Origin of the sequence: Streptomyces sp. NPDC005303 (genome assembly GCF_040607335.1) — a bacterium.
Taxonomy (GTDB): domain Bacteria; phylum Actinomycetota; class Actinomycetes; order Streptomycetales; family Streptomycetaceae; genus Streptomyces.
This window is the reverse complement of the sequence record NZ_JBEXGM010000017.1, coordinates 157,401-165,959: the sequence shown is the minus strand read 5'-3', so window position 1 is coordinate 165,959 and position 8,559 is coordinate 157,401. Positions and strand designations below refer to the sequence as shown.

7 protein-coding genes are annotated in these 8,559 nt (G+C 71.8%); 5 read left to right on the top strand and 2 right to left on the bottom strand.

Features of this window, described 5'->3' with window-relative positions; translation table 11 throughout:
- Positions 1-118 precede the first annotated feature (118 nt).
- Positions 119-601: a DUF456 domain-containing protein gene (locus ABZT93_RS23940; RefSeq protein ID WP_356107793.1), complete on the bottom strand. Its 483-nt coding sequence runs from the start codon at positions 599-601 to the stop codon at positions 119-121.
- A gap of 213 nt (positions 602-814) precedes the next feature.
- Between ABZT93_RS23940 and ABZT93_RS23935 the strand changes: the two genes are divergently transcribed.
- Genes ABZT93_RS23935 through ABZT93_RS23925 form a run of 3 tightly spaced genes read left to right on the top strand, consistent with a single transcriptional unit; the run spans position 815 to position 5,254 of the window.
- Positions 815-3,058, top strand: coding sequence for a protein phosphatase 2C domain-containing protein (locus ABZT93_RS23935; RefSeq protein WP_356107790.1), 2,244 nt, complete (start codon positions 815-817; stop codon positions 3,056-3,058).
- Between the two features lie 54 nt (positions 3,059-3,112).
- A complete protein-coding gene (locus ABZT93_RS23930) occupies positions 3,113-4,855 on the top strand; it encodes a pyruvate dehydrogenase (protein ID WP_356107787.1) in 1,743 nt (580 codons plus the stop codon).
- Positions 4,856-4,882: 27 nt separating this feature from the next.
- Complete coding sequence (locus tag ABZT93_RS23925; protein WP_356107784.1) at positions 4,883-5,254, top strand: VOC family protein; 372 nt, start codon at positions 4,883-4,885, stop codon at positions 5,252-5,254.
- Here ABZT93_RS23925 and ABZT93_RS23920 read toward each other — a convergent pair.
- Positions 5,251-6,663 (bottom strand): helix-turn-helix transcriptional regulator, encoded by a 1,413-nt coding sequence (locus ABZT93_RS23920; RefSeq protein WP_356107782.1) that lies wholly within the window; start codon positions 6,661-6,663, stop codon positions 5,251-5,253. The two genes, ABZT93_RS23925 and ABZT93_RS23920, sit on opposite strands and share 4 nt — an antisense overlap.
- 212 nt (positions 6,664-6,875) lie before the next feature.
- On the opposite strand from ABZT93_RS23920, the gene ABZT93_RS23915 reads away from it, so the two are divergent.
- Complete coding sequence (locus ABZT93_RS23915) at positions 6,876-7,487, top strand: hypothetical protein (protein WP_356107780.1); 612 nt, start codon at positions 6,876-6,878, stop codon at positions 7,485-7,487.
- Positions 7,488-7,585: 98 nt separating this feature from the next.
- Positions 7,586-8,053 carry a hypothetical protein gene (locus ABZT93_RS23910; RefSeq protein ID WP_356107777.1) on the top strand — a complete coding sequence of 156 codons (468 nt, stop codon included), beginning with the start codon at positions 7,586-7,588 and terminating at the stop codon, positions 8,051-8,053.
- The last annotated feature ends 506 nt before the right edge of the window (positions 8,054-8,559 follow it).

Here is an 8,559-nt window from a genome sequence, read left to right as displayed (position 1 = left end):
CCCGCTACGACAAACTCGCCCGCCACTACCAGGCCCTGGTCACCCTCGCCTGCCTACGACTCTGGCTCCCCTGACATTGCGGACAGACCCTAGGCCTGTCTCGGACTGTGGCCCTACGTCATCCCCACAGCACCGCCCCCAGCCACGCGCCCATGATGAGCAGACAGGTGAACAGTTCCGCCAGCACACTGGAGCCGCCCGAGCGCATCGCCGTGCGCAGGGCGGCCTTCGCCTCCCGGTGGCGGCCGAGGCGCAGGCGCTCGGAGACGTAGATGCCGCCCATGAACCCGGGGATCGCGCCGAGCACGGGGATCAGGAAGAAGCCGAGGAACGCGCCCACCCCCGCGTACACCCCCATGCGCGGGGTGGCCCCGCTCGCCCGCAGCCGGCGCGGCGGCAGCGACCAGCGCACCACCTGGGAGAGGAACAGGGCGACCGTGGCCCCCACGAGGACGCTCCACGCGACCGGCTGCGGATCCTTCAGCGCCCACCACAGGACCGCGGACCACACGAGCCACGACCCCGGCACGCCGGGCACCAGAACCCCGACCAGGCCGAACAGCATGACCAGGCCCACCAGCAGGAGGTCCCACACTCCCATGCGTCCAGGGTGCCCCCGGGCGGCTGGAGGCGCAGATCAGCCGGTTCGTCACCCCGACCGCGCGGTTGTCATGCCGGGGCGAGCTGTCGGGGCGACCTCTTTGAGCAACACGAGTTCGACGGTTCACTCGCCAGGCCGTTCGATGCGCGTGGTGGCACTTGATTTTCGGGATGCCCCGTTTCCATAAGGCCCGCGCAGTGGACAATTGGGGGCATGAGCCAGCAGGGGGGAAGGCCCACCGGTCACGAGGACGACTGGTGGGGGCAGCTGTACGACTCCACCGACGACACGGGCCCCACACGGGCCCCGGACACCCTGGACGACCGCTTCGCCTCGGCGGCGGGGACAGTGCGGGACGGGTCCGGGCCGGGTGCTGTGGACGAGCAGAGTCCTCGGCCCGGTACCGGGGTACCCGCGCCGCGGACAGGCGTCTCCGACGCGACGGCTCCCTCGACGGGCCGGCGCAGAGCCCCGTGGGAACCGCCCCCGGACACACCCGCGTCCTTCCCGCCCGGCCCCAAGCCACCCGGCTTCGTCGAGCGCGCCCCCGAGGACCGGACGCCCTCGGCGCCCGGTGGGCGTGCGTCCACGGAGACGCCCCCGGCCACGAACGTTCCGGCCTCACGTACGCCGACCGAACCCCCGAGGCGCCCCACGGCGGCACCCCCGCCCCCCTCCGCCCCACCTCGCCCCGCGGCTCCACCCCCGCCACCACAGGATGCCGACCGGGCCGTCGCGCCCGGCGCCGGGGACCCGGGAGGGTCGGTGCCGCGGGAAGGTGCCGATGCGAGTCCGGCGCAGGTTGCCGGCGACCGGCCCGTCCCACCCGGCCGTGGTGACACCCGTGGGCCCGGCTTCCGCGGAGGCGTCCCGGGTGAGCGCGGCCCGGACGGTGCCGTCCCCGATGAGGGTGACTCCGGGCGAGGCCCCGACCCCGCCACCACAACCCCCGCCGGCCGCGCCGAGGACGCGCCGACCCCTCGCCGCGCCGAGAGTCCTCCAGGGCCCTCGGAGCGAGGTGAGGCCGGTGCACAGCGCGGCGTAAGTGACTGGTGGGCTGCTCCAGGCGACCCAGCCCCCGCCCCCGCCCCCGCCCCCGCCCCCGAGGCCCAGGCCGTCCCAGACCCCCGCCCGGCCTCCGACCCGCGCCCCGCTGCGGGCACAGTCCCTGCCCCCGACCCCCACGCCGTCCCAGACCCCCGCCCCCCTGCGGAGCCAGGCCCCGTCCCCGACCCCCGCCCCGCTCCCGACGCCCGCCGCCTCCCCGATCCCCGCCCCGCTGCGGGCCCAGGCCCCGCCCCCGACGCCCGCCCCGCCCAGGACCCCCCTGCAGTCCCACCACCACCCCCCACCGGCCCCGGCTCCACCCAGCCCAACCCCATGCCCGAGCCCTCCGGTCACGGTCAGGACAGCGCGCCCCGCCAGGACGAATCCGGCCCCGCCCCACAGACACCCCGTACCGCCACCCGCTTGGACCTCCCCACACTCCCTCCCACTCCCGTCGGCTTCGTCGGTTCCGGTCCGCCCACCTACGACGCCGAACCCACCGCCCTCCCGCCCGCCGACCCCGACGAACTCGACGACCTGGTGGCGGACACCGTCCTGGACGGGGCCAGGTACGGGGCCTGCACGCTGCGGGCCGTGTCCGTGCGCGGGGACTCGGCCAGATTCCGGGGCGAGCCCCGGCGGGACTCCCTGCTCACCGCCCGCTTCGGCACCGGCGAGCAGGCGTTGATCCTCGTCGCCATGGCCACCGGCGCCCGTGCCACCCCCGGCGCCCACCGTGCCGCCGCCGAGGCATGTCACTGGATCGGGAGGGCCGTCGGACGCAGCCATGCCCGGCTCGCGCAGGACATCGGCGCCGCCCGCCGAGGTGACCTCAAGTCCGGGTTGCACCGGCTCACCGACCGCAGTCTCGGCAAGCTCAGGGCGAGCGCCGTGGAACAGGGCATCGACCCGGAGGAGTACGCCGCCACCCTGCGCTGTCTGCTTCTGCCCGCCGACCCGGACTGCCGTGTCCGCGTGTTCTTCGGCGTCGGCGTGGGCGGCCTCTTCCGCCTCCGCGACGGCGAATGGCACGACATCGAACCCCGGATCACCGATGTCACCGGCGAACCGGTCGTCGGCTTCGGTTCGCTGCCCTCCGAGACCCCCGACGGCGACCGCCTCACCATGGACCTCGGCATCCCGACGCCCCCGAGCCCCTACGAACCCGCACCCGAACCGCCGCGCGAAGCCTTCCGTTTCCGCGCCTCCGTCGCCCGCCCGGGTGACACCCTCCTGATGTGCACCGGCGGCCTCGCCGACCCCCTGCGCGGCGAGCCCGAACTGTGCGAGTACCTCACCAGAAGGTGGTCCGGGCCTCCGCCCGGTCTCGCCTCGTTCCTCGCCGACTCCCAAGTCCGGGTCAAGGGATACGCCGACGACCGTACAGCCGCCGCTGTTTGGGAGGCGTGATAGCGGCCAGTGTGGATTGATGGACCCAAGGAGACCGAAGGGGTGCATGGATCCATGGCCAAACAGAACGTCGCCGAACAGTTCGTGGACATCCTCGTCAAGGCCGGAGTGAAACGCCTCTACGGCGTCGTCGGCGACAGCCTCAACCCGGTCGTGGACGCGGTCCGCCGCAATGCCGCCATCGACTGGGTCCACGTACGGCACGAGGAGACCGCCGCCTTCGCCGCGGGCGCCGAGGCACAGATCACCGGGAAACTGGCCGCGTGCGCCGGCTCCTGCGGGCCCGGCAACCTGCACCTCATCAACGGCCTCTACGACGCCCACCGCTCCATGGCCCCGGTACTCGCCCTCGCCTCACACATCCCCTCCAGCGAGATCGGCCTCGGCTTCTTCCAGGAGACCCACCCGGACCGTCTCTTCCAGGAGTGCAGCCACTACAGCGAGCTGATCTCCAGCCCGAAGCAGATGCCGAGGCTGCTGCAGACCGCCATCCAGAACGCCGTCGGCCGCTCCGGCGTCAGCGTCGTCTCCCTCCCCGGCGACATCGCCGACGAGCCCGCCCCCGAGAAGGCCGCCGAGACCGCCCTCGTCACCTCCCGGCCCAGCGTCCGCCCCGGCGACGCCGAGATCGACAAGCTCGTCGAGATGATCGACGCCGCCGACAAGGTCACGCTGTTCTGCGGCAGCGGAACGGCGGGCGCGCACGCCGAGGTCATGGAGTTCGCGGAGAAGGTCAAGTCCCCCGTGGGGCACGCCCTCAGGGGCAAGGAGTGGATCCAGTACGACAACCCCTTCGACGTGGGCATGAGCGGGCTGCTCGGCTACGGCGCCGCCTACGAGGCGACCCACGAGTGCGACCTGCTGATCCTGCTCGGCACCGACTTCCCGTACAACGCCTTCCTCCCCGACGACGTCAAGATCGCCCAGGTCGACGTGCGTCCCGAGCACCTGGGCCGCCGCTCCAAGCTCGACCTCGCCGTCTGGGGTGATGTGAAGGAGACCCTGCGGTGTCTGACGCCCCGAGTGCGGGAGAAGAACAACCGGCGCTTCCTCGACAAGATGCTCAAGAAGCACGCCGACGCGCTCGAAGGGGTCGTCAAGGCGTACACCCGCAAGGTCGAGAAGCACGTCCCGATCCATCCCGAGTACGTGGCCTCCGTACTGGACGAACTCGCTGACGACGACGCGGTGTTCACCGTCGACACCGGCATGTGCAATGTGTGGGCCGCCCGGTACATCACACCCAACGGCCGTCGCCGTGTGATCGGTTCGTTCTCGCACGGGTCGATGGCCAACGCCCTGCCGATGGCCATCGGGGCGCAGTTCACCGACCGGAAGCGACAGGTCGTGTCGATGTCCGGCGACGGCGGATTCTCCATGCTGATGGGCGACTTCCTGACCCTCGTGCAGTACGACCTCCCCGTGAAGGTCGTCCTGTTCAACAACTCCTCGCTCGGCATGGTCGAGTTGGAGATGCTGGTCGCCGGTCTCCCCTCCTACGGCACCGCCAACAAGAACCCCGACTTCGCGGCCGTGGCCCAGGCCTGTGGGGCCTACGGCGTGCGCGTCGAGAAGCCCAAGGACCTGGCCGGGGCGCTGAAGTCGGCTTTCAAGCACAAGGGCCCGGCCCTCGTCGACATCGTCACCGACCCCAACGCCCTCTCCATCCCGCCGAAGATCAGCGCCGAGATGGTCACCGGCTTCGCCCTGTCCGCCTCGAAGATCGTCCTGGACGGCGGAGTGGGCCGCATGCTCCAGATGGCCCGCTCCAACCTCCGCAACATGCCACGGCCCTGAGGAGCCCGTGGATGCCAGACTGGGCGTATGCCGGAAATCGCCTTCACCGAAGTCGCGCCCGTCGTCCCGGTCCGGAACCTCGACGCTGCCCTGGAGCGCTACCGACGGCTGGGCTTCGCCGCGCGTGCCTACGACGGTCCACAGCGGTACGGCTTCGTCGAGCGGGGGTCGGTCTCGATCCACCTCAGCGAATGGTCCGAGCACGACCCGCTGCGCACCGGAGCCGTCGTCTACCTCTATGTGAGTGATGCCGACGCCGTCCACGCCGAGTGGGCCGCGTCCGGCGTCGAGGGCCGCTTCGTCGAGCCGGCCGACACGCCTTACGGGCTGCGGGAGTTCACCTACGTGGACGCCGACGGCACGGCTCACCGGGTGGGCTCCGCGGCAGTAAGGCCTTAGGTGCCGGACGGCACCCACGCCCGCTCACCGGCACTGTTCGTGCCGTACCAGAGACGGTTCAGGCCCTTGGTGCTGGTCGTGCGGAACGGGCGGCCGTGGTCGTCGATGCGGACCGTGCCGGTACGGCCCTGGGAGGACCAGTCGAGTTCGAGGTACCAGTTGCAGTCGTAGGTCTGCGTCGTCGCGGTGACCAGCAGCACCTCCGGGTCCGTGGCGGAGACGCGGTAGGGGAACTGCACCGCGGGGACGGTCTGTCCGGTCTCGTTGCCGGCGACCGGGTGGGTGACGGGGCGGTCGATGTCCAGGTTCACGTCGAAGCCGCGGGGGGTGATCCCGCCGCCGCAGCCCTGGTCCATGGAGTAGTCGATACCTGGTGCCGGGGAGCCGCGGCCCGTGATCCGGACGCGGAGCGCCTCCAGGACGACGGCCGTGGACGACCGTCCCTGCACGGTGATCTGCACCTTCGTCTCCCGCCCGTGGATCGCGCCCTGCGTGGCCGCCCAGATCCCGGCGTCCTGCACGAGCGGGGGCGGGGGCACCTCGGAGGGCGGCTTGTCGATGACGTAGTCGTGACCGCAGCTGCCCTCCCAGATCTGGGAGTTCGCGCTCCAGGTCAGGGGAGTGCCGACGGAAGTCCCCCGCGGCCCGGCCCCCGCGCCCTCCTTCGAGGTGCCGCCGCCGTGGGACGCCGAAGCGGAGGGGCGTGTCCGGGTGGCCTCGGCGGAGGGGGAGGCGGACGTGGCGGAGGGACTCGGTGACGGCGAACCGGAATGGCGGGGCAGGCCCGACGCGGTCGTCCGGGACGAGGGGTCAGGAGCCTGGGCCACCTTGTCCGAGGCGGGACGGCCGGACGGCAGCGCCGAAAGACTGCCCAGGGTGGCGAGAGTGACCACGACGGCGGCCGCGGTGACGAGGAAACGCCGGCGGCGGTACCAGGGGCGCGGCGGACGAGCGGACGCCGTCACCTGCCTGGTGTCCGGCGCACCCTCACGGTCGCCCGGTCGCTCGTCCTCGCGCTCCGAGCCCGGCCCACCGGACGCCTCCGCGCGCGGCTCTCCCCCTGCCGCGGTCGGCACGACGAGGGTCTCCGACGACTCTGTCGTCTCCACCGGCTCCGCCGGTTCCGTCGTCTCCGCGGTCCGAGGCCGCTGCCTCGCCGCCACCGCCGACAGCCACAGCCGGTGCAGTTCCATCCGCTCCTCGGCCGATGCCCCGCACAGCGCGGCGAACCGCTCCACCGGTGCGAAGTCGACCGGTACGGCGTCGCCCGCGCAGTACCGGTGCAGGGTCGAGGTGTTCATGTTCAGCCGCCGGGCCAGCGAACCGTAACTGCGGTCCGTGCGCTCCTTCAGCCGCCGCAGCAGGGCCGCGAACTCCTGGACATCGTCCTGTAATTCCGGTGCCGACAACGCTCTCCCCCTTGATCCCGCATCCCAGGCACTCCCTGTACCTGCACGTCAGACGCCCTGGGATGGTTCCATGCCGACGGATCCCGTGTCCCATGTTGCATCCGCCCGGTGTGACCGCTGATGCTCTTGGTGTCACACCGACCGGGCCGGACCGACCATCCGGCGTCGTGGTGGCATCCCACACTCATGCACGTATCTCACGGGGGACTCTCATGCCCAAGCGCAGTCGAGCAGGCGCGCTCACCGTACTCTCTCTCACCGGCCTCGCGCTGGGCGTCACACTCGCCGTGCAGGCCGGGGCCGCGCCGGCCGCGCCCAGGTTCCTCTCGGCCGGCGACCTCCCGCCGCACCCCTCGTCCCCCTGGACGGCGGGCAAGGTGACCGACGGCGTCCCGGACGAACTGCAGCTCTGTCTGAAGGACGCGCTGCCGGGCTACGACTCCCGGTACCGCGACTTCCGCACCGACCTGGACACCAGCGCCCGCCAGCTGACCATCGAGGTCGGCACCAAGGCCAAGGCCGCGGCCCTCGCCACCCGTATGAACAAGGAGATCCGCACCTGCGCGGACCGCCTCGAACAGGGCGACCCGGAACTCGAGGCGACGTACAAGGACTACGGCAAGGTCGCGGTCGAGGAGGGCGCCCGGGTGCACGGTCTGCACACGGAGTACTCGTACGGTGCCACCGACATCCGCCTGCTGTCCGTCGGCCGGGACGACCGGACCGTCACCGTCGTGGAGTGGTCCCAGATGGGCGACTTCGCCGACGCCCCGGTGAAGGCCTTCAAGAAGACGACCGCCACCGCGGTGAACAAGCTCCACTGAGCAGCGGGGCCGCCCTCCCGCACGGGGGTCGGGCGGGCGGCCCCGCACGGACCACCACACCATCACCAGCAGCAGCCGAAAGAAAACGGGGAACACAGATGAACACGACCAAGGCGACCCGCCGCACCACCCTGGCCCTCGGCCTCGCCCTGGCCCTCGGCCTCGGCGTCACCGCCCAGGCCTCCGCCGGAGCACCGCGCAGCGTCAGCGGCAAGCCCTCCGACAACATCACACGCATCGCCGACTTCTACGGCGCCTACATCGACGCGGTGACCGACGAGGGCGGCGGCGAACTCCAGGACGCCCTCCGCGCCCACTACCTCACGCCCGCCTTCCAGAAGGAACTGAACGCCTGGGAGGAGAAGGAGCACGCCGACGGCGTCCTGCGCGCCCAGAACGTGCCCCTCGCCTGGAAGGTCACCGACAACGGCACCACCGCCGCCCGCACCGAGGCCGTGGTCACCCTCACCTGGAGCGCCGGCCAGACCAGCACCCTCGTCGTCGACATGACCCGCGGCAGCCACAAGATCCTGCACATCGGCGCCAAGGGAATCGGGAGCAAGTAGCAGCGGATTCAGGCCAGTTTCCCTGCTGTCCCAACTCTTCGCCGGCTACGACGAGGTCGACAGCACGGAGTCGGCGGATCGGCGCATGCCGGGCGGTCCCGGTGTCCCGGAGCCAGGTGGGCCAGGAGCCCTACGGCACTTCGGGACCAAGGTCCACCGAGGAAACGGATGCGCCGGCTCACCCCCGCTCACCGGGCCCCGATCGACGGGCGCCGGTGGCGGGGGTGCACGCCGTTCAGGGGGCCGCGCGGTCGGTCGTACGGCAGGCTCCTCACCTGGAGGCGGCTCGGGTATGTGTGCATCCGGGGGCGGTCCCCACCTGGCCGTCCTGATCCGCCGACGCCTTCCGTTGCTCGGCATCACCCCGCCTACCAGGTGCTTTCCCAGAGCTTTCCGTCCGCGAAGGGATCGGCGCCGACCACGACATGCGGTGGGACCGGCACTCGGTTCGCCGGGCACATGCCAGTCGGCGGGAACCAGCGGCACAGGCACCGCATGACGGGCCG

Excerpts from the sequence above, each read along its gene's own strand:
- ABZT93_RS23940 (WP_356107793.1), bottom strand. The coding sequence starts at position 601 with ATGGGAGTGTGGGACCTCCTGCTGGTGGGCCTGGTCATGCTGTTCGGC.
- ABZT93_RS23910 (WP_356107777.1), top strand. The coding sequence starts at position 7,586 with ATGAACACGACCAAGGCGACCCGCCGCACCACCCTGGCCCTCGGCCTC.
- ABZT93_RS23930 (WP_356107787.1), top strand. The coding sequence starts at position 3,113 with ATGGCCAAACAGAACGTCGCCGAACAGTTCGTGGACATCCTCGTCAAG.
- ABZT93_RS23925 (WP_356107784.1), top strand. The coding sequence starts at position 4,883 with ATGCCGGAAATCGCCTTCACCGAAGTCGCGCCCGTCGTCCCGGTCCGG.
- ABZT93_RS23935 (WP_356107790.1), top strand. The coding sequence starts at position 815 with ATGAGCCAGCAGGGGGGAAGGCCCACCGGTCACGAGGACGACTGGTGG.
- ABZT93_RS23915 (WP_356107780.1), top strand. The coding sequence starts at position 6,876 with ATGCCCAAGCGCAGTCGAGCAGGCGCGCTCACCGTACTCTCTCTCACC.